This is a genomic window from Leisingera sp. ANG-S5, assembly GCF_000813925.1.
Classification (GTDB): domain Bacteria; phylum Pseudomonadota; class Alphaproteobacteria; order Rhodobacterales; family Rhodobacteraceae; genus Leisingera.
In genome coordinates this window covers 325,790-345,862 of record NZ_JWLH01000010.1, presented here as the reverse complement: position 1 = coordinate 345,862, position 20,073 = coordinate 325,790, and the positions used below count along the sequence as shown (strand labels likewise).

Sequence of the window (20,073 nt, the reverse complement as noted above, 5' to 3'; positions counted from 1 at the left end):
GCTGAAAGGGGGCACAAGGGCACACACGCGCACTGATGCTCAGCGGTCATCGCCGTCAGGTCCGCCCATGTCTTCCAGCATGTCTTCATCTATGGCGGCCTGCACAGCACCAAGCGCGGCGTCCTTCTGTTTAGGCGTCGCCCCTTCCGCCTGATCCGGGGCCAGACGCACCGTGACCTCACGGTGGGCAAACTTGACGCCTTCCCGCGCGAACAGCTCGCGGATTTCCTGGTACACCCGCTTGCGCACAATCCACTGATCCCCCGGCTTGGTCATGAATTTCACACGAATGATCATTGCCGAGTCTTGCATCTCGATCACACCCTGGGACTTCAGGGGCTGAATGAACGTATGCCCGACAACCGGATCATCCATTAGGGTCTGGCCCAGCTTCTTGATCAGCTTGCGGACCTTTTCCACGTCGGTGTCATAGGTAACCCGCAGCGGCAATTTCATCATCACCCAGTCACGGGAGTAATTGGTCAGAACCTTGATCTCTCCAAACGGAATTGTATGCAGCGCGCCAAGGTGATGGCGCAGCTGGAAGGAACGGACTGAAATTTTCTCAACAGTGCCTTTTACATCTCCGATGTCGATGTATTCGCCTTTGCGGAATGCATCATCGATGAGGAAAAAAGCACCGGAGAAAATGTCCCTCACAAGGGTCTGGGAACCAAAGCCTACCGCCAATCCGACCACGCCGGCACCTGCAAACAGCGGGCTGACATTGATTCCAAGTTCCAACAGCAGGATGAGCACGATGGAAACCAGAACCACGGCCAGAATTGCTCCGCGGAACAGAGGCAGCAATGTGGCCAACCGACTGGCGCCCCCCGCACCGCCTTCATCGCCGAGTTCGGCCACAGGAATGTCGCCAACCTCCTCATCAATCTTGCTGTCGATCCAAATCCGGAACAGGTGATAGACGATATACCCAATAAACAGAATGACGGTTACATCCACCATGCGCTCGGCAGCAGTAGTGCTCAGCCAGCTTGCATCAGGGCTCCAGACAATGAGCAGCGAGTAGGCACCGACAACAAAAGCCAGGATGCCCGCAACACGGCGAGCCAGGTCTTCGTAGGTAGCAATCGGGTGTACCACCTGCTCGGAGATCTCATCTTCGTTATCGAATCCACCAGACTCATCAGGTGCAGCATCCGGCATTGCCGCAACTCGTTCTGCTCCTTCGGCGCCAAGCGGGTCTGACTGCTCCGGCGATCCATCTTCAGCAGTTGCAATCACATCAGCCGGAGCTGCAGGTCCTGTTTCTAGAACGGCAGGCTCAGGTTGCTCAGCGGTTTCCAGGGCCTCTGACATGGCATGGGTCTGGTATGCTCGGCGAAAATACCGCTCGATCAGATAGTTTATCGCTCCGTAAACAACCAGAATTGTGGTCAGGACGAAATAGCTGCCTGCCATCAGAGGGATAGAAACCTCGTGTTCCAGCACAAGGTCAAAGGCCAGCTTGAGCCAGCCAAACACCATGTAGATCATTAATCCCGGCGCCCAGGCCACAGCAAGGAAGCGCACCAGCCAAGAGCAATCTTCAGGCATCCGGCCAGCCCGGATGGCATTGGAAATCGCACGCCCATTGACCAGAACCATCAAGAGGTTGCCCAGCGTCCCGACCAATGCAAGCACTCCATAAACAAGCGCATAAACGTTGTAGTTCAGCCCGAAATCCCCGACCCAGGTTGCAAAGAGCGTCGACGAAATGTCGTATGTCGCCAGCAAAGACGCCCAAATATACAGCCGCTTGGCGTCCCTGTCGGAGAAAACCGGGATGCGGTACTGCGCCAGAAAGGGTGAAAGAACCATCCGCCACAAGTCTGAGACGGTCCTGGCCAAAAAGTAGGCCGTGTAAATCGCTGTGACCGTGAACTCGATAGATGGATCACCTGAGGAACCAAAGACCAGATGCGAAATCAAAGCTGCGAAGATCATTGCAAAAGTCGTCGCGCCGATTCCCATCAGGAAGCGGAATACCAGAAAAGGCATCTTATCCTGGTAGCCTTCAGGAGTTGCTTGGATCCGAGCAACCACAAACCTTTTTGCAAAGCGTTTGCCGTAGATCTCCACCGACAGCCAGCGGCCAACCAGCAGGAACAGCACACTCCAGCCCAGCACCTCTACATATGTCATGATGCGCCCATCCGGGCTGGTCTGGCGCAGAATGTACTGCATTTCGAACACTGAGTAAGGCAGCGCTTCCAGGCGGCTGTTCAGTTCCGCACGAAAAGCCGCAACCCTGGACTGTGCTTTCATTAGCGCGGAAGGCTGCTCCATCACATCCGTGCTGGTTTCGCCGGTTTGCGGCCCCGCTTCCGGCGGCGCATTGAGCAACCGCCCGCTGCTGTCCAGAACCAGCACACTGACACCGTTTTCAGCGGCCTGCTCTATCGCCTGGGACAGTGCCTCAGCTCCGCTTGCGTCACTTTCCTGGGCGCTGGTGTGAGCCGTCAGCCCGAAACCCAGCAGCAAGCAGAGCAAAAATCGAAACAGGGCATGCAGCATCTCGGGCTATCCTTATGGAAACTTGAGCCAAATTAACCATCTGCCGGGCCGTTGCGCAAATGGCGCGCACGCAAATTACCGTGCGCCTTGCAACAATGCCGCACGATTGCATGCACCCCGGCTCCGGGCTATACAAATTCAGATATCTGCCCAACGGGCGGACAGCCGCAATGCCGCGGCCCCGGCAGCAACCAGTCTGGACCGGAAGCGGCTGAAGAAAATACTGACCACGCCCTGCTGTAAATGGACACCGGGCGTGCAAACTGAGGCGGAAGATGACCGAGCATGAAAGCACGCGCCCGGAGACGAGCGGCAGCAACGGTTGCCGTTTTTTCTCTGCCGCTGCTCCCTGGTGCCTGACCCTGTCCGGCAATCCTTTCAGGCAATGACATGACGGAAACAGGCATCCCCCATTCCCAGGCAGAATTCACCAGGCGCGGCCCCCGTATCATGTTCTATAGCCATGACACATTCGGGCTTGGACACCTGCGCCGGTCGCGGGCGCTGGCAGGTGCGATCACCTCAGCCGACCCTGACGCCTCGGCCCTGATCCTCACAGGCTCGCCGGTGGCAGGCCGGTTTTCCTTTCCGTCCAGGGTCGACCATGTACGTTTGCCCGGCGTAATCAAGCGTGCTGACGGCTCCTATGCGTCGCGCACAATGGGAATGAGCATCGAGGAAACTGCAGAGTTGCGCGCGGCCCTGATCCGTTCAACCGTGGAACAATATGATCCGGATGTGCTGGTCGCTGACAAAGAGCCGACAGGTTTTCGCGGCGAGCTGATGCCGGCACTCGATCTGCTGAAGACACGCGGCCGTTGCAGGATGGTTCTGGGCCTGCGGGATGTGCTTGACGAACCTGAAGTGCTGGCAGCCGAATGGGAGCGTAAGCACGCGGTAGAAGCCACACGTGATTTCTACGATGAGATCTGGGTCTACGGCCCTCGTTCCGTATACGATCCGACCGCAGGGCTGCCCTTCACGCCGGAAATGCAGGCACGCATGCATTGGACCGGCTATTTGCGCCGCGATCTTGGCCAGGTTGGGGAACCGCCCGAGCAACCCTACCTTTTAGTCACGCCCGGCGGCGGCGGTGATGGCGAAATGATGGTTGATCTGGTACTGTCTGCCTATGAGGCCGACCCGGACCTCTCTCCCCGTGCGGTTCTGGTTTACGGTCCTTTCTTGTCCGGAGAGACCCGTGAGGATTTCGAAGAACGCGTTGCCCGCCTGAATGGCCGCGTCACCGCAGTTGGTTTTGAATCCCAGATTGAAACCCTGTTTGCCGGCGCAAAGGGCGTTGTTTGCATGGGAGGGTACAACACCTTTTGCGAGGTTCTTTCTTTTGACAAGCCAGCAGTGATTGTGCCCCGTACGACACCACGGCTGGAGCAATGGATACGCGCCAGCCGGGCTGAAGAGATCGGCCTCACTACAATGCTGGACGAAACCCGTGATGGATGGACAGCACCAGCATTGGCCAAGGCGATCCGTGCGCTGGCAACACAGCCTCCTCCCTCTGCCGCCGGCTCTGAAGGCTTGCTGGACGGGCTGGACTATGTGACCCGGCGCGTTGCATCGCTGCTTCAGGACACCCGCAAAGAGGCCGCCGAATGAACACTGCCCGCCCGCCGCTTGCGGTGGTGGTCAAGGGCTGGCCGCGCCTGTCCGAGACCTTCATCGCGCAGGAGCTGGTTGCCCTTGAGGCAGCTGGCCATGACTTTGAAATCTGGTCGCTGCGCCACCCGACCGACATTAAGCGCCATCCCTTGCACAGGCAGCTGAAGGCCAGGGTGAACTACCTGCCAGAGTATCTGTACGAGGAACCGGATCGGGTCTGGCGCGCCCGTGCTGCCGCACAACAAATGGTGGGTTACGAAGAGGCATACCAGATCTGGCGCGCCGACCTGCGCCGGGATGCAACCCCCAACCGCATCCGCCGGTTTGGCCAAGCCTGTGTACTGGCAGCAGAGATGCCCGATGAGGTGCGTGGCCTGTATGCGCATTTCCTGCACACGCCTTCTTCTGTCGCCCGTTACGCAGCGATCATGCGCGGTCTGCCATGGAGTTTTTCGGCCCATGCCAAGGACATCTGGACCTCGCCAAACTGGGAGATCCGCGAAAAGCTTTCCCGGACCCATCATGGTGCCGCCTTCGGCGCCACTTGCACCGGATTTGGCGCCAGACACCTGCAGGCAATGGCTGACACACCTGACCGGGTCGATCTCGTATACCACGGGCTGGACCTTACACGCTTTCCCGCTCCACCGGAACGTCAGCCGCGCTTGCCCCAGGACCCGGTTCACTTCATGTCTGTCGGACGCCTGGTCGAGAAAAAAGGTTTCGACAGGCTGATCGCTGCGCTGGCCTTGCTGCCTTCAGGCCTTGACTGGCACTGGACCCACATCGGCGGCGGCGGGCTGGGCGACTTGCTGCAGGGCATGGCCGAAGACGAAGGCATTTCCGATCGCATTACTTGGCGTGGTGCTTGCGACCAACCTGAAGTGATAGAGGCCATGCGGTCCTCGGACCTGTTCATTCTGCCCAGCCGGGTAGCCGCAGACGGCGACCGCGACGGACTGCCCAATGTCCTGATGGAAGCGGCATCGCAGACCCTTCCGATCCTTTCGACCCCTGTGTCGGCGATTCCTGAGTTCATAGACCACGGCATCCACGGTCTGCTTAGCGAAGACAGTCCGGAGGCGCTTGCCGAAGCGATGCTCTATGCTGCCCGCCAGCCGCAGAAGCTTGCTGAGATGGCGGGTGCGGCCCTTGCACGCTTGCGCACAGATTTTGGCATGGACCCCGGCATTACGCAGCTTTCCAAGCGGCTGAATGCAATGCTGCAGTGCGATTGATGGCGGTGCTGCCCGGAACGGGAAAACGGGTTGCCCTTTACGCCCCGATGAAGCCGCCTCACCACCCTGTGCCCTCCGGTGATCGTGAAATTGCCCGCAATTTGATTGATCTCATGAGCTCGAGCGGCGCCGAAGTGCAACTGGTGTCAAACATTCGGACCTATGACAAACACGGCGATACCGAGCTGCAAAGCAATCTGCGCTCACAGGCAGCAATCGAATCCAGCCGCCTAATTGAAAAAATGCAGGAGGCGGACCTCTGGGTCACTTATCATAACTACTACAAAGCGCCCGACCTGATCGGTCCTGTCGTGGCGCATGCCCGCGGCATACCCTACGTGCAAATCGAGTCTACCCGCGCGAAAAAACGGCTGACTGGAGACTGGGAGCACTTCGCCAAGGCAGCCCATGCCGCAGCCGATGCGGCCGCCGCGATTTTCTATTTCACTGAACAGGACCGCTTCGCGCTGGAACGCGACCGGTTCGGGCATCAGACAGTGGCACCTCTTCCTCCCTTCCTGCCTCTTAGCGAACTGCCTGCTGCGTCCTCTCTGGACGGACCGATGCTAGTAGCAGGCATGATGCGCGCGGGCGATAAACTTGCCTCCTACAGCATTATTGCAGAAACGCTTGCCCATCTGCCGGGCGATTGGCGTTTGGACATTGCCGGCGACGGCCCGGCCCGGCCCGAAATCGAGGCGCTGATGTCTCCCTTTTTGGATAGAGTTCGCTTTCTTGGCCAGCTCAGCCGTGCAGAACTGACCAAGGCCTATGAAAATGCAAGCCTTTTTCTGTGGCCTGGCGTCAATGAGGCCTTTGGAATGGTTTTTCTTGAGGCGCAAGCCCATGGCTTGCCGATCGTTGCCCAGGACCGCCCTGGCGTTCGGGATGTATTGCTCCCTGGTCACTACCCAGCTGCCGAGGAGGGAGGAGAGGCTCTTGCGTCGTTTGCTGGCCAGCTGCTTGCAAACCGCTCTCTGCGCACTCAGACTGCCCTGAAAGCCCGCACGCATATTGCAAACAGGCATCTTGCGCCTGCCGCCGCCAAGCGGTTCTGGGATACCGTTCTGCCACTGATGGAGCCTTCTGAGTGATCCGTCTTGCCCTATTACGACATGGCCACACCGCCTGGAACCGCGCTGGCCGCATCCAGGGCCGCAGCGATATCCCGCTGGATGACGCGGCCCGGGCGGAGCTGCGCGGCTATGCTCTGCCCGCGGAGTGGAAGCAAGCAATGCTCTGGTCCAGCCCGCTGATGCGGGCAGCAGAAACCGCTCTGCTTGTCGCCGGACACCCTCCCCGCACCTCACCTGAGCTGACAGAAATGAACTGGGGCGATTGGGAAGGCCTTCGTGGCGCGGACTTGAAAGCAGACCCAAGCAGCGGTTTCCGCGATATCGAGAGCTGGGGCTGGGACTATCGCCCGCCCGGCGGGGAAACTCCAGAAGAGGTCTGGTCCAGGATCGCGCCCTGGCTTAGCGGGTTGACCCAGGACGCTCTTGCCGTCTGCCACATCGGTGTCATGCGGATGATTTTGGCGCGAGCGCATGGCTGGGACTTCAACGGCCCTGCCCCATTTCGCATTAAACGCAACCGCCTGTTCGTCGTGGAAGTTGACGAGACAAACCTCATACCTTGGGCAAACCCGGTGCGGCTGCTTCGCAAGGATGACTCATGAAAGTCCTGATTGCCGTCACGCACCTGCTGGGTACCGGCCACTTGTCCCGCGCGATGACATTGGCCCGGGCTTTCGACGCGGCAGGCCATAAAGTGCAGATTGCGTCTGGCGGGTTTCCTGCGCCGCAGCTGAGCGCCGAGGGAATCGAGCTGATCCAGCTGCCACCGCTGCGTTCGGATGGGTTGGATTTCACACGGCTTATGGCGGACGATGACGCGCAGGCAGATGAGGCATATCTGGCCCGCCGCCAATTGGCCCTTTGCACTGCGCTGCGAGACCTGCAGCCTGACGTCTTGCTCACAGAGCTCTACCCCTTTGGGCGCCGCTCCCTGCGCAGGGAGTTCCTCGCCCTCCTGGAGACCGCTCACGCGCAGCCACTGCGGCCAGTTATCCTGTCATCCATCCGCGATATCCTCGCGCCGCCCTCCAAACCGGAGAAAGCGGAAAGGGCAGATGCAGTCGTCGCAAAATATTATGATGCGGTGCTGGTCCATTCCGACCCCGCTGCCACCCGGCTCAAAGCCAGCTGGCCGGTCTCCGGTTCGCTTGCAGCCAAACTGCGCTACACCGGTTATGTGGCCCCTCCTGCCGCGGGCCCGCACCCGCAGCAGGCAGGAACTGGAGAAGTTTTGGTAAGCGCAGGCGGCGGCAATGTTGGCACACCGCTCTACCGTTGTGCCTTGGATGCTGCAAGGCTGATGCCGGACACCTCCTGGCGGCTGCTGGTAGGCGGATCAGATGCAGAGATGCGCATTGCGGAGTTTGCCAGGACCGGCTCCCCAGCCCTGCTGGAACCCGCCCGCAAAGATTTCCGCCAAATGCTTCGCCACGCGGCCGCCTCTGTCAGCATGTGCGGTTACAACACCACGCTAGATCTTTTGCAGGCAGGCACGCCTGCCGTCTTGGTGCCGTTCGACGCTGGAAACGAGACCGAACAGGGCCTGCGTGCTGCCAGCCTTGCTCCACTGGACGGCATCAAAGTACTCAAGACGGCAGAGCTCTCTCCCGAAACGCTATGCACTGCGGTCAAGGCGGCAATGCAGGCTCCGCCGCGGCTAGCAGGCGGTTTCAGGTTTGACGGAGCCGCCCGGAGCGTGGAGATTGCCGCAGAGCTTGCAGGAGGGCGAGTATGACGGCGGATTGGAGCAATCTGGACCGGGAGTTGGATCACTGGCAAGAAGCGGGAATGACGCTGCCCCTGTGGTGGCGGGACGACGATGCGATGTCACATTCCGCCGAGCTTGAACGGTTGGCAGCGCTCTCAGAAGACCTTGATCTGCCGGTGCATTTGGCCGTGATCCCGCATGGCGCTACACTTGATTTGGCCCGGTTTATCGCAGAGAACCCGTCGCTCATCCCGATCGTCCACGGCTGGGCGCACCAAAACCACGCGCCTGCAGGCGAAAAGAAGGCCGAGTTCGGTGCTCACCGCCCGCTGGAGGAGCTGCTGGACGACGCTGAGCGCGGCCTGACCGCATTGCAGAAGATGTTTGGCAGCAGCCTGCGGCCGATGTTCGTTCCACCGTGGAACCGGATTTCGCCGGACCTGCTGACTTGGCTGGCGGGTGCGGGTTTCACTGCGGTTTCGACGTTCACACCGCGCAAGGCTGCCAAACCCGCCTCTGGCCTCTTGCGGGTGAATGCACATCTGGATCCGGTTGACTGGAAAGGCGGCCGCGGTCTTCTGCCGCCTGAGCAACTGATCAAGCAGGTGGTTCGCCAGCTGCGTGACCGGCGCCTTGGTGATGCAGACAATGCGGAACCTTATGGGCTCCTCACCCACCATCAGGTGCATGATGAAGCTATCTGGTCTTTCATCAGCGCACTGGCTGGAAGACTGCTGGCTGGTCCGGGGGAGGCCTGGATTTATGACGAGAGGATGTCCTGAATGAGCCGTCTCGATTCCATGCTGCGCCGCCTGACCGCCCAGCGCGACGGCCTGAACTGGGCCGCGAAGCAAATCAGTGCGATGGATGGCGATGTTCTGGACATGGGGCTCGGCAATGGGCGCACCTATGACCACCTGTGCGAAATCCTTGACAGCCGAAGAATCTGGGTGATTGACCGGATTTTGCAATGCCACCCTTCCTGCGTGCCGCCAGAGAAGGATTTTCTGCAGGGCGAAGCAAGGCCGATGCTGGAGCGGCTCGCCACTGAAGGCCGCAAGATAGCCTTGGCGCATTATGATTTCGGTTTTGGCGTCAAGGAGAAAGACGTCGCCGAGGCCACAGCCCTGTCGCCAGCAATTGCCCGGGTCATGGTGCCGGGCGGAATCATCGTCTCAGGTCAGCCGCTATCCGGGTTCGAGAAACTAGGCGGCCCCGAAGGCATACCCGCGGGGCGCTATATGTTTTATCGCGTCAACTGACGCCAGCGCTGCCCGGCGCAGGGCCGGGAAACGCTGGGCACGCGCGCTTCAACCGCCCCTGGCGCAGTCCATTCAAGCTACCCGCAGGCCACGCGCCCAAACCCCGCGCAAAGCCGGAGTGCCTGATTTGAGGCCGAACCGGATCAGGTCGGCACGCTTGCCAGTCTCCAATCGTCCCCGGTCGTCTAGCCCAACCGCGGCGGCAGGTGCATGGGTCACGGTGCCCATCCCCCGCGCCATATCCCCCCACAAGCTGCCCAGCTTGGCTGCCGCCATCAGCAGCGCCGCAGGCACATAGTCAGACGATAGAATGTCCAGCAGTTCCAGCTCCGCCAGTTCCTGCGCTGCCACATTGCCGGAATGCGAGCCTCCGCGGACCAAGTTCGGTGCCCCCATCATGACCCTGATGCCAAAGGCGTGGCATGCTTGTGCGGCTTCTACCGTGGTCGGAAACTCGGCTAGGCGGATGCCATGTTCCGCAGAGACAGCCACCTGAGCCGCGGTGGTATCATCATGGCTTGCCAGCACAGCACCAAACCGCTTTGCAGCTTTAACAGCCTCCGCTTCGTGCAAGGCCCCATAAGTTTCTTGCAGCTCCATCAAATGCGCGATGTGGGCGTGGAATGCAGCGTCATCAAAGCCGTGTTTTCCCTTTACATACTGCTCCAGCTTGGAGAGGTCCCGGAACTGGCGCTGCCCCGGTGTGTGATCCATAAGCGAGACCAGCCCGACACGGTCGCCTTCTCCAAAAGCATTCAGCTCCTCCACCAGGGTATCAGTGCAAACCTCTGCCCGAAGATGCAGGAAGTGGGAGATTTTCAGCGCATCAGCAGCCCGCAGCTCCAGAAGCTCCGATGCCAGCTGCCGGGCATAAGCGCCATAACGGCTTTCGCGGCGGCTGATCGACCCGACGCGCATGGCGTCAAAAACTGTGGTGATGCCGGTACCAGCAAGCTCTGCGTCATGGGCAATAATTGCGCTGGCATGCGGCCAGCCCACCTTTGGGCGTGGCTGGATGTGGCGTTCCAGGTTGTCCGTGTGCAATTCCACCAAACCTGGACTGACGTAATCTCCTGCGCAGTCCACAGCACCAGCCGGCACCGACCGTCCTTCGGAAATGTCTGCAATCACACCACCAGCGATTTTCACACTGCCGGTTCGGATCTCACCCGGCAGTACCAAAGCAGCATTGGCAAGGATCATCTCTTCTGTCATCTGAACTTCACATCTTTCGAGCTATGGAAGGCCACGTTTAGGAGGCCAATGTGACATTCACGCGATACGCGATCTATTACGCCCCACCCGCGGAAATGGAGTGGAGCCGGTTTGCCGCCAGCTGGCTCGGCTGGGATATTGAATCGGGTGCTGAGCTGCCCCATCCGGCCGTGAATTATCTGGACATTGGCGAGATCACGGATGTGCCGCGCAAATACGGATTGCACGCAACGATGAAACCGCCGTTCCGTCTTGCCCCAGGCCAGTCCGCCGCTTCGCTGGAATCGGCTTGCGAAACCTTCGCCGCGGCTCAGAAACCTGTCATCCTTGATGGCCTTCATCTGGCCCGCCTTGGCCGTTTCCTGGCCTTGTGTCCAACCGGAGACCAAACGGCGCTGAAGGTCCTGGCCGCGGCCTGCGTCACGGAACTCGACGCGTTTCGAGCTCCCGCTTCCGAGGCCGAGCTGCAGCGCCGACGGGCTGCGGGCTTGACGCCCGTGCAGGACGAGAACCTCTCCCGATGGGGCTACCCTTATGTTCTGAACCAGTTCCGGTTTCACATCACCCTCACAGGTAAGCTGCCAAAACCAGAACTGCCTGCCGTCGAAACCGCGCTGGAGACGCATCTGCTTCCGTTGCTGCCTGCGCGCATTGTGATCCGCGATTTGGCGTTGGTCGGCGAGGCAAAGGACGGCAAGTTTCATCTGATCCACCGCTACGCCCTCTCTGGCTGAAGGGCTGCCAGCGCAGCGTTCACCGCAGCGCTCAGGGAACCGCTGTTGTCGATCTGATGGACACGGTTCAGTCCTGTCGGCAGCGGGCTGACGGCGCGGGCAAGACGCCGCTGCACTTCATCCCTGTCTTCCCGCCCGCGGGAAGCAAGCCGGTCTGCCAGCACCTCAGGGCGTGCGGTCACCGACAGCACAATAAAATCTCCAAATTTTTTCTGGGCCTCCAGCAGCACAGCCCGGGAAAGGTTCACCAGTACTCCGCCCGCGCCCTCACGCAAGCTTTCAATGTCGCGGGAAATGCCATAGTGCAGCCCATGCGCCCGCCAGTGCAGCGAAAAAACACTGTTTCCGGCCAGGGCGGAGAACTCTGCTTCTGATACCGCCTGATAATTCTCACCTCCCGCCTCCGGCGCACGGGTGATCACCCGGCGCATTAACCGTAGCTGTGGGCCAGAAACAGCAAGAGCGGACATAAGGCTGTCCTTGCCAACCCCCGACGGTCCTACCACAGCGATAACCGGGCCTTTCTTGGCTGATACGCTCATGCCGCTGCCCTGGGAGAAAATTCAGTGACGTCCACAAAGCGATCACAAACCTGTTCACGTGCTGCTTCATCGTGGAAGATCCCAATGATCGCCGCTCCGCGCGCTTTTGCTTCCTCAATCAGCGCCAGCACTGTGGCTCGGTTCCGGGTATCCAAACTAGCCGTTGGTTCATCCAGCAGCATTGCGGGATAGTCATAAGCAAATCCGCGCGCGATGTTCACCCTCTGCTGCTCACCGCCGGAAAACGTCGTCGGGCTCAACCCCCATAGCCGTTCCGCGATATTGAGCTGTGTGAGCAACGAAGCAGCCTTGCTGCGTGCCTGATCCACCGGTGTGCCAACGGACAGCAGCGGTTCTGCCACCACATCCAGAGCAGGTACCCGCGGCACTACCCGCAGGAACTGGCTGACATAGCCCAGCGTCTCACGCCGCAAGGCCAGGATTTCGCGAGGCTCGGCCTTGGCAACATCGACACAGCCGACCATGACACTGCCGGAAGCAGCAAGGTAGTTGCCGTAAATAACCCGCATCAGGGTTGACTTGCCGGCCCCGGACGCTCCGGTCAATCCGACACACTCTCCGGGTTTCACACTCAGCGTGGCGTTTTGCATCACTGGGATCAACGCGCTGCCTTGATTGTGCAGCGTGAAGCTCTTGCATACATTCTTCAGTTCAATCATCACCCTACCCTCAGACTTGAAGCACGCTGGAAACCAGCAGCTGGGTGTAGCCATGCTGGGGGTCGTCCAGCACTTGATCTGTCAGCCCGGTTTCCACCACATGGCCGTTCTTCATCACCATCAGACGGTCTGCCAGCAGGCGCACCACCGCTAGGTCGTGCGTCACGATGATCGCGCTCAACCCCATTTCCCGCACCAGGCCACGCAGCATATCCAACAGCCGCGCCTGAACCGAAACATCGAGGCCGCCGGTCGGCTCGTCCATGAAGACAAGCCGTGGGCCGGTCACGAGATTTCTGGCTATCTGCAGCCGCTGCTGCATACCTCCGGAGAAAGCCGAAGGTCTGTCGTCAATGCGGCTTTCAGAGATCTCTACCCGGCCCAACCAATCAGAGGCCTGTTCCCGGATCGTGGCGTAGTGGCGGTCCCCCACAGCCATCAGCCGCTCGCCGATGTTGCCGCCTGCACTGACTGACATCCGCAGCCCGTCACGGGCATGCTGATGCACAAACGCCCAGTCGGTGCGGGAAAGCATCCGCCGCTCCGGTTCGGACATGGTGACGGTATCCAGTGGCCCGTCAGCACGGGTGTTGAATATCACTTCACCCCGGTCTGGCGTTAGATGCCCCGCCAGGCAGTTCAGAAGGGTTGATTTACCGGATCCGCTTTCGCCAACGATGCCCATCACTTCGCCGGGGTGCAGATCAAAGCTCACATTTGCGCAACCGATCATTGCTCCGTAGTTTTTTGCAACGCCTTTTACTTGCAGCAAAGGTATCATCACGCTGCCTCCTCACCCAATTGGCCAACCTGACCCGCTTCGCGCCGCGAACGGCAATAGTCGGTGTCCGAGCAGACAAACATCCGGTTGCCCGCATCATCCAGGATGACCTCATCCAGATAGCTGTCTTCTGCCCCGCAGAGGCCGCATGGGTGATCTGCCTTGCTGGCCTGAAACGGATAATCCTCGAAATCCAGCGACACGACCTGCGTGTAAGGCGGAACTGCATAAATGCGTTGCTCCCGGCCGGCTCCGAACAGCTGGATTGCTGCCATCTCCATCTTGGGATTGTCGAACTTCGGGATCGGCGATGGATCCATCACGTAACGCCCCTCCACCTTCACCGGATAGGCATAGGCTGTGGCGATGGCACCATGTTGCGAGATGTCCTCATAGAGCTTCACATGCATCAGCCCGTATTCTTGCAAGGCATGCATTTTTCGGGTTTCAGTCTCACGCGGCTCCAGAAAGCGCAGCGGCTCCGGGATCGGCACCTGGTAGACCAGGATCTGATCCTCCGTCAGCTCCGCTTCCGGAATCCGGTGCCGGGTTTGAATGATGCTGGCTTTTTTCGTCTCCTCGGTGGTCGCAATCCCCGCCGTCTTTTCGAAAAACTTGCGGATAGACACCGCGTTCGTGGTGTCGTCCGCCCCCTGGTCGATCACCTTCAGCGTATCGTCCGGAGTCAGAGTCGCGGCAGAGACCTGCACACCGCCGGTGCCCCAGCCATAGGGCATCGGCATCTCGCGGCTGGCAAAGGGCACCTGATAGCCCGGCACCGCCAGCCCCTTGAGGATCGCCCGGCGGATCATCCGCTTCGTCTGTTCGTCAAGGTATGCAAAGTTGTAGTCAGACATCATGACCTCGAACTAGAATTTTGTGGCTCATGCCGGATAGGAGCGCTGAATTCCGATGGAAGACACTCTCGGTTATTTCTTGGCGGTTGGGCTTGGCGTCCTGATTTGGGCTCTCGTGCGCATTTTTCGCACTTTGCGCGCAGGCGGCTATGACCACGCGATGCGCCGCCCATCTGGACATAATCACACGAGTATTGACCCGGTTGATGCAAGCCTTGCGTCCTATGGCCCTGGCTCTGGCCGTCCTTGGGGCCAAGGCCACAACAGCGAAGGATTCGCCGGAGGTGACGCAGGCGGCGGTGGAGGCGACTAAGCTCATTCCGCTGCCTCCTTTGCCGCCAGCGTCTCAGCAAGCTCTGCCGCTTCCCGGCGCAGCTTACGGACCAGTTCCAGCTCGGATTGAAAATCCACATAATGGGGCAGCTTGATGTGTTCTAGAAAGCCGGTGGCCTGAATGTTATCGGCGTGGCTCAGGACAAATTCCTCATCCTGCGCAGGCGCGCCAGAATTGTCCTCGCCCAGTTCCTCCCAGCGCAGTGCACGGTCGACCAGCGCCATGGCGATCGACTTGCGCTCTGACTGACCAAAGACCAGACCATAGCCGCGGGTGAACTGCGGCGGCACCGTCTTGGAACCCTTGAATTGGTTCACCGTCTCGCATTCGGTCAGCTCCACTTCGCCGATTTCGATAGCAAACCCCAGTTCCGGGATTTCCATCTCGACAGGTACAGTGCCGATACGCAGTTCGCCGACAAACGCATGGTTGCGGGCATAGCCGCGCTGGGTGGAGTAAGCCATGCCGAGCAGGAACCCCTCGTCACCCCGGGTCAGCGACTGCAGCCGCACCGCCCGGCCCGCAGGGAAGGACATCGGTTCACGTGTCAGATCACCCGGCACCGCGTTTGAGGCGGGCTCCTGTTCAATAATGCCCTCACCCTGTAAGAACCCGGTGATATGCGGCGTGGCTTGTGTGCGAGTTTCCGCAACCGGCGCCTCCGCAACGTCGCCCTCTGCCGCTAATTTGAAGTCCAACAGACGGTGAGTGTAGTCGAATGTCGGTCCCAGAACCTGCCCTCCCGGCGCATCCTTAAAGGTCGCCGAAATCCGCCGGTCGCAAGACATCTCTCCGGTCTCCACCGGCTGCGAGCACCCAAACCGCGGCAGGGTGGTGCGGTAGGCCCGGATCAGAAAGATCGCTTCGATTAGATCCCCTCGTGCCTGCTTGATCGCCAGCGCAGCCAGATCAGGGTCAAATAAAGACCCTTCTGCCATCACCCGGTTCACCGCCAGGCTCAATTGCTCGCGGATCTGGGCAATCGACAGTTCGGACACATCCTTGTCACCGCGGCGCTCCTCGGCCAGCCAGGCATGGGCGTTTTCAATGGCGCGCTCACCGCCTTTGACTGCAACATACATGGGCTCAGGCCTCCGCAGCGACAAAGGTTGAGCGCGGCAGCCCTGCCACCTGCGAACCCGCAGTGAAGAAAAAGTCCATTCCCAGCGGGTAAAGAGCCGCATTGTTCTGGAACGCCGCCAGTTCTGGCAGTTGCATCCGGATGGCGCTCCTGATCCCGGGACCATTCAGCACCGCGTTGGGCATAGCAAAGCCAGGGGTTTCAACAATCAAAGTGGCTGAACGGTCAGGGTATTCCGGGGTGCCGATGCGGAAGCGGTTCAGCGGCAGCAGCGCGTCCCAGCTACCTAGCGCGAAATCCGCGTGCTCCGCCGGGACAACCGGCGCGCCCGTGTGAAACGTCAGCCAGCCGCGCAAGGCGTCCGTGTCTACGTCCGGCGCCAGATAGACGCCGGTTTCCGGATCGCAAAGTGTCAGCAGCAGACTGCCTGCCGCAATTGAGATCCCCTCGGGCGGTTCGGCACCAGTGATATCCTGAAGCTTACCGGGCCTGGCCATTGCATTCATCGCCGCGCGGAAGGCATGTGCCGCAGCCACCGGTGGATTGCTGAAACCGCCCGCATAGATGGCATTGTGGGATTGAAGGCTCATTAGTCCTCTCCCCGCACCATGGTGAAAAATTCGACCTTTGTCGCTGCCGCCTTGGCGGCGCGGGCGTCTTTCTGCGCCTGCCGTTCCGCGGCCAAGGGTGCCAGCACCGCTACGCGCAAGCTCGCCGCCGCATCGGTCTGCATCAGCGCATCGACCTTAGCGGCAATTTCTGCCTTGGCCTTGCTGCGGCCCTGCACGCAGCCGTGGCCAACGGTGCCGTCCTCCAGCGAAAGCGCGCAGCGAGTGACAGTCATCTCACCCAGGTTGAAGGGCGCGCCGGACCCGCCCATGCGGCCCCTCACCATAATGCCGCCGACCTCAGGCGCGCGCAGAAAAACGCAGTCGGGATCTGCCCCGCAGTCCCGCCATAGCTCAGTCAGTCGGACCTCGCTGGCAGAAGCCAGAAGGCTCATCCAGCCCTTTCGGTCCTCTGCAGAAAAAGTGGTCTTCATTTGTCCATGCCTCTTGGCTAGGTTGTCTATATTTCCTATACAACTAGACAAATGTTACCTGAGTCGCCCTGACCGGCGCAATCCAGGAGTTGTGAAAGTTCCGTGACATGGCCCGCACCCCCGTTTGGAAATCCATCGCCATTGCCCTGACCGACGACATTGCGCAGGGCCGTTATGAAACCGGTGGCAAGCTGCCTGCCGAGGCACAACTCGCAACCCGGTTCGGCGTGAACCGCCATACGGTTCGCCGGGCGCTGGCGGAGATGAGCGAACAGGGCCTCGTGCATTCCCGCCGCGGCGCGGGGGTGTTCGTGGCGGCGAAGCCGACCGATTACCCGATTGGCAGGCGTGTGCGGTTCCACCAGAACCTGACACGCGAGGGCCGCAGCCCAGCCAAGCAGATCCTGACGCTAGAAACCCGTGCGGCATCCGCCCGTGAGGCCAAGGCACTGCAACTGGACCCGGGCGCCGAGGTACATGTTTATGACGGGTTATCGCTGGCGGACGGTCAGCCCATTGCCCTGTTCCAAAGCATCTTTCCCGCAGACCGCTTTCCCGGCATTCTAGACGCCCTTCAGGAGCAGCGTTCGGTCACCGCGGCGCTGCAGAAATTCGGGGTTGAGGATTACACCCGGATCGAGACCCGGATCACCGCCAAGCTTGCCACGGCCACTCAGGCCCTGCACCTCAGGATCGCCGAAGGAAGCCCAATCCTGCGCACAACAGGCGTCAATGCAGATCCGCAAGGGCGGCCAGTCGAGTTCGGCCGCACCTGGTTCGCCGGTGACCGGGTGACCCTTACGGTAGGCGGCGAAAGCTGAGGGTGCGTTCCATCAGCACCGCGAAAAGCCCCAGCCTAGGCAGGGGCTCCGTTTATCCAGATCAGATCAAGTCACTGCTGAGCGTTAAAGACAAACAGTGTTTCCCCATTGATCTGGTAGCCGTTGATCAGCTCCCTGGCCTTGTCCGAAACCAGCCAAGCCTCCAGTTGCATTGCCAGGCCATTCTTCACATGGCCATGCTTCTCCGGGTTCACCGGGATATAGGCATACTGGTTAAACAGCACCGGGTCACCGGCGAACAGCAGCTTCAGACCGCCCTTGTTGCCGAAGTTCAGCCAGCTGGCGCGGTCCGACATGATATAGGCGTCCATGCCCGCAGCGGTGTTCAGCGCTGCCCCCATACCCGCGCCAACAGCACGGTACCACTCACCGAAACCTTCGGGTTCCAGCCCTGCGGCCTTCCAGAGGCTTAGCTCCTTCTTGTGCGTGCCGCTGTCGTCGCCGCGGCTGACAAAAGCCGCCTCTGTCCCGGCAATCCTTTGCAAAGCACCGGCTGCATTTTCGGTGCCAGTGATCCCTGCTGCATCGCCTTCAGGCCCGATGAAAACAAAATCATTATACATGATCTCGCGGCGGTGGGTGCCGTTTCCGCCCTCCAGGAAATTCTCCTCGGCCTTCTTTGAATGCACCAAGATCGCGTCGACGTCGCCCGCCTCCCCCAGGCGGATCGCCTGGCCGGTGCCGACGACCAGCAGCTGCACATCCAGCCCCAGGTCCTTCTTGATCTCCGGCAGAAGGATCTCAGCCAGCCCGGAATTGTGGAAAGAGGTGGTCACCGCCATCTTCACCTCTTCCGCCAGAGCCGCCGCAGCCCAGACCAAAGAGGCAACGGCGCCCAAAATCACTCGTTTCATTCGACAATATCTCCATTCAGAAATGCGCGCGCATGCGCTGTTTCAGGCCCGGCGAAAAACTCTGCTGCCGGGCTGAATTCGTGGATGCGGCCTTGCAGGACAAAAATCACTTCATCCGCCAGCCGCCGGGCCTGGCCCATGTTGTGGGTGGACATGATCAGCCGGGTGCCGCTGCCGGCGGCATGTGCCAGAATTTCTTCAATTTCGCGGGTGGCCCGGCCGTCCAACGCCGCGCAGGGTTCATCCAAGAACAACACCTGCGGCTCGCGTACCAGCGCGCGGGCCAGCGCCAGCTTTTGCCGCTCCCCGCCTGACAGCATGGTGGCCTGACGTTCGAGAATTTCGCCCAGGCCGACACGGACCGCCCAATCCGCAGCCCGCGAGCGGGCCTGGCGGCGGCTCAAGCCCGTCAGCCGAAGCGGGTAGGCGATATTGTCAATCACCGAACGCCGCATCATTACTGGGGTCTGAAAAACAAAGGCCTGATGCTTCTGCGCCTCGTCCAGCGGGCAAGCCCAATTCAGGCTGCCGCCATTCATCCGCACGATGCCATGCAGCATCTTGAGCAGCGTGGTCTTGCCTGCGCCATTCGGACCAATGATGATCGAGGTGCCCTGCCCGCCCAGCGTCAGGTCAACCGGGCCGACCAGCACCTTGCCGCGGCGGCGCACCTGGGCGCCTGTGGCCTTCAGCGGGAACATCTGCATCACCAGCGCCCCTCGCTCTCAGTGCGGCCCAGCCAGTGGATTGCCAGGTTGACCGCAATCGCCAGCGCAATCAGCACGAAGCCCAGCCCAAGCGCCATTGCAAATTCGCCCTTGCCGGTTTCCAGCGCAATCGCCGTGGTCAGCACCCGCGTTGCGTGGTCTATGTTTCCGCCGACCACCATGATCGCGCCCACTTCGCCGATCGCGCGGCCAAAGCCTGCCAGAGCCGCGGTCAGCAGCGCCCGCCGCCCATCCCACAACAGCGCCTGGATCCGTTGGAGCTGGGTCGCGTTCATCGAGATCAGCAGGTCGTGATAGTCACTCCACAGCTCGCGCAAGCTTTGATGCGCAACCGAAGCGACCAGCGGCACCACGATGATCACCTGGGCGATGATCATTGCAGTGGGGGTGAACAACAGGCCGAAGACACCGAACGGGCCGGCCCGGGACAGAAACACATACACGACCAGCCCGACCACAACAGGCGGCAGCCCCATCAGCGCATTCAGCACCGCAATCGTGGCGCGCCGCATCCTGAACCGGCGCACCGCAAGGAAGGCCGCCAGCGGCAGCGCAATGGCGCAGGCAATAGCCAGTGCGGTCAGCGTCACCCGCAAGGAGCGTAAGGTGATCTCCACCAGATCCGCGTCCAGCGTCACCAGCAGCCAAAAGGCCTGGCTTAGTCCTGCCCACAGATCATTCATCGCGTCCGGTCACTCACCCTTGGCCCTAAAGATACCGGCCCGGTTTAACATGGCTTTGCGCGGCTCCAAATCACAGGAGAGGACGCCGGGACAGCCAAAAACGGCAATCCGGCTGGAAAATCATGCTGCCAATACCCATCTGAGAAATAACGGCTTCCCTGAGATGCCGCCTGTTAGCGCCAAATCACCGCATTTGGCTCCGTTTCCGCTCACACGCGCTTGCGCGGATGATATGAACATGAAACAACCCCCGCCCAAAGTGTCACCCCAGACGCAACC

21 protein-coding genes are annotated in these 20,073 nt (G+C 60.5%); 9 read left to right on the top strand and 12 right to left on the bottom strand.

All coding sequences use genetic code 11. The annotated features are described in order from the left end of the window. Positions 1 to 39: 39 nt before the first annotated feature. Positions 40 to 2,517, bottom strand: coding sequence for a mechanosensitive ion channel family protein (locus RA25_RS16245; RefSeq protein WP_039173772.1), 2,478 nt, complete (start codon positions 2,515 to 2,517; stop codon positions 40 to 42). 390 nt (positions 2,518 to 2,907) lie between these two features. On the opposite strand from RA25_RS16245, the gene RA25_RS16240 reads away from it, so the two are divergent. The 7 genes from RA25_RS16240 to RA25_RS16210 are packed head-to-tail and all read left to right on the top strand — an operon-like array spanning position 2,908 to position 9,421. Then, entirely contained in the window at positions 2,908 to 4,134 is a 1,227-nt protein-coding gene (locus RA25_RS16240; RefSeq protein WP_019297215.1) for a glycosyltransferase, read from the top strand. Beyond that, positions 4,131 to 5,375, top strand: coding sequence for a glycosyltransferase (locus RA25_RS16235; RefSeq protein WP_039173771.1), 1,245 nt, complete (start codon positions 4,131 to 4,133; stop codon positions 5,373 to 5,375). Before RA25_RS16240 ends, RA25_RS16235 begins: the two co-directional genes overlap by 4 nt. Next, positions 5,375 to 6,469 carry a glycosyltransferase family 4 protein gene (locus RA25_RS16230; protein ID WP_039173770.1) on the top strand — a complete coding sequence of 365 codons (1,095 nt, stop codon included), beginning with the start codon at positions 5,375 to 5,377 and terminating at the stop codon, positions 6,467 to 6,469. The genes RA25_RS16235 and RA25_RS16230 overlap by 1 nt, the downstream gene beginning before the upstream one ends. Continuing rightward, positions 6,466 to 7,053 carry a histidine phosphatase family protein gene (locus tag RA25_RS16225; RefSeq protein ID WP_039173769.1) on the top strand — a complete coding sequence of 196 codons (588 nt, stop codon included), beginning with the start codon at positions 6,466 to 6,468 and terminating at the stop codon, positions 7,051 to 7,053. The genes RA25_RS16230 and RA25_RS16225 overlap by 4 nt, the downstream gene beginning before the upstream one ends. Further along, the gene (locus RA25_RS16220) at positions 7,050 to 8,186 is read left to right on the top strand and encodes a glycosyltransferase family protein (RefSeq protein WP_039173768.1); all 1,137 of its coding nucleotides are present in this window, start codon (positions 7,050 to 7,052) and stop codon (positions 8,184 to 8,186) included. The genes RA25_RS16225 and RA25_RS16220 overlap by 4 nt, the downstream gene beginning before the upstream one ends. Further along, complete coding sequence (locus RA25_RS16215) at positions 8,183 to 8,941, top strand: polysaccharide deacetylase family protein (RefSeq protein WP_039173767.1); 759 nt, start codon at positions 8,183 to 8,185, stop codon at positions 8,939 to 8,941. Before RA25_RS16220 ends, RA25_RS16215 begins: the two co-directional genes overlap by 4 nt. After that, positions 8,942 to 9,421 (top strand): class I SAM-dependent methyltransferase, encoded by a 480-nt coding sequence (locus tag RA25_RS16210; protein WP_039149482.1) that lies wholly within the window; start codon positions 8,942 to 8,944, stop codon positions 9,419 to 9,421. Between the two features lie 72 nt (positions 9,422 to 9,493). On the opposite strand, the gene RA25_RS16205 is transcribed toward RA25_RS16210, so the two are convergent. Then, positions 9,494 to 10,636, bottom strand: a complete 1,143-nt coding sequence (locus RA25_RS16205) for an alpha-D-ribose 1-methylphosphonate 5-triphosphate diphosphatase (RefSeq protein ID WP_039149483.1) — start codon at positions 10,634 to 10,636, stop codon at positions 9,494 to 9,496. 50 nt (positions 10,637 to 10,686) lie between these two features. Between RA25_RS16205 and RA25_RS16200 the strand changes: the two genes are divergently transcribed. Next, a complete protein-coding gene (locus RA25_RS16200) occupies positions 10,687 to 11,370 on the top strand; it encodes a DUF1045 domain-containing protein (RefSeq protein WP_039149486.1) in 684 nt (227 codons plus the stop codon). Here RA25_RS16200 and phnN read toward each other — a convergent pair. From phnN to phnG, 7 genes are all read right to left on the bottom strand, one after another. Next, positions 11,352 to 11,912 carry a phosphonate metabolism protein/1,5-bisphosphokinase (PRPP-forming) PhnN gene (gene phnN, locus RA25_RS16195; protein WP_019297224.1) on the bottom strand — a complete coding sequence of 187 codons (561 nt, stop codon included), beginning with the start codon at positions 11,910 to 11,912 and terminating at the stop codon, positions 11,352 to 11,354. The genes RA25_RS16200 and phnN overlap by 19 nt on opposite strands. Then, entirely contained in the window at positions 11,909 to 12,592 is a 684-nt protein-coding gene (gene phnL, locus RA25_RS16190) for a phosphonate C-P lyase system protein PhnL (RefSeq protein ID WP_039173766.1), read from the bottom strand. Before phnL ends, phnN begins: the two co-directional genes overlap by 4 nt. A 10-nt stretch (positions 12,593 to 12,602) precedes the next feature. Further along, entirely contained in the window at positions 12,603 to 13,373 is a 771-nt protein-coding gene (gene phnK, locus RA25_RS16185) for a phosphonate C-P lyase system protein PhnK (protein ID WP_039173765.1), read from the bottom strand. Then, positions 13,373 to 14,230, bottom strand: coding sequence for an alpha-D-ribose 1-methylphosphonate 5-phosphate C-P-lyase PhnJ (locus RA25_RS16180; protein ID WP_039173951.1), 858 nt, complete (start codon positions 14,228 to 14,230; stop codon positions 13,373 to 13,375). Before RA25_RS16180 ends, phnK begins: the two co-directional genes overlap by 1 nt. A 315-nt stretch (positions 14,231 to 14,545) precedes the next feature. Continuing rightward, positions 14,546 to 15,646, bottom strand: a complete 1,101-nt coding sequence (locus RA25_RS16175) for a carbon-phosphorus lyase complex subunit PhnI (RefSeq protein WP_039173763.1) — start codon at positions 15,644 to 15,646, stop codon at positions 14,546 to 14,548. Positions 15,647 to 15,650: 4 nt separating this feature from the next. Then, positions 15,651 to 16,235 (bottom strand): phosphonate C-P lyase system protein PhnH, encoded by a 585-nt coding sequence (gene phnH, locus RA25_RS16170; RefSeq protein WP_039173762.1) that lies wholly within the window; start codon positions 16,233 to 16,235, stop codon positions 15,651 to 15,653. After that, on the bottom strand, positions 16,235 to 16,687 hold the full coding sequence (gene phnG / locus RA25_RS16165; protein WP_019297231.1) for a phosphonate C-P lyase system protein PhnG: 453 nt from the start codon (positions 16,685 to 16,687) through the stop codon (positions 16,235 to 16,237). Before phnG ends, phnH begins: the two co-directional genes overlap by 1 nt. 107 nt (positions 16,688 to 16,794) lie before the next feature. Here phnG and phnF point away from each other — a divergent pair, with 107 nt between their 5' ends. Beyond that, positions 16,795 to 17,508 (top strand): phosphonate metabolism transcriptional regulator PhnF, encoded by a 714-nt coding sequence (gene phnF / locus RA25_RS16160; RefSeq protein WP_039173760.1) that lies wholly within the window; start codon positions 16,795 to 16,797, stop codon positions 17,506 to 17,508. Positions 17,509 to 17,579: 71 nt separating this feature from the next. Here phnF and RA25_RS16155 read toward each other — a convergent pair whose 3' ends face one another. Genes RA25_RS16155 through RA25_RS16145 form a run of 3 tightly spaced genes read right to left on the bottom strand, consistent with a single transcriptional unit; the run spans position 17,580 to position 19,794 of the window. Next, positions 17,580 to 18,383, bottom strand: coding sequence for a substrate-binding domain-containing protein (locus RA25_RS16155; RefSeq protein WP_039173758.1), 804 nt, complete (start codon positions 18,381 to 18,383; stop codon positions 17,580 to 17,582). Continuing rightward, positions 18,380 to 19,090, bottom strand: a complete 711-nt coding sequence (locus tag RA25_RS16150; protein ID WP_019297234.1) for an ATP-binding cassette domain-containing protein — start codon at positions 19,088 to 19,090, stop codon at positions 18,380 to 18,382. The genes RA25_RS16155 and RA25_RS16150 overlap by 4 nt, the downstream gene beginning before the upstream one ends. Beyond that, positions 19,090 to 19,794, bottom strand: a complete 705-nt coding sequence (locus tag RA25_RS16145; protein ID WP_039149502.1) for an ABC transporter permease — start codon at positions 19,792 to 19,794, stop codon at positions 19,090 to 19,092. Before RA25_RS16145 ends, RA25_RS16150 begins: the two co-directional genes overlap by 1 nt. Positions 19,795 to 20,073 lie beyond the last annotated feature (279 nt).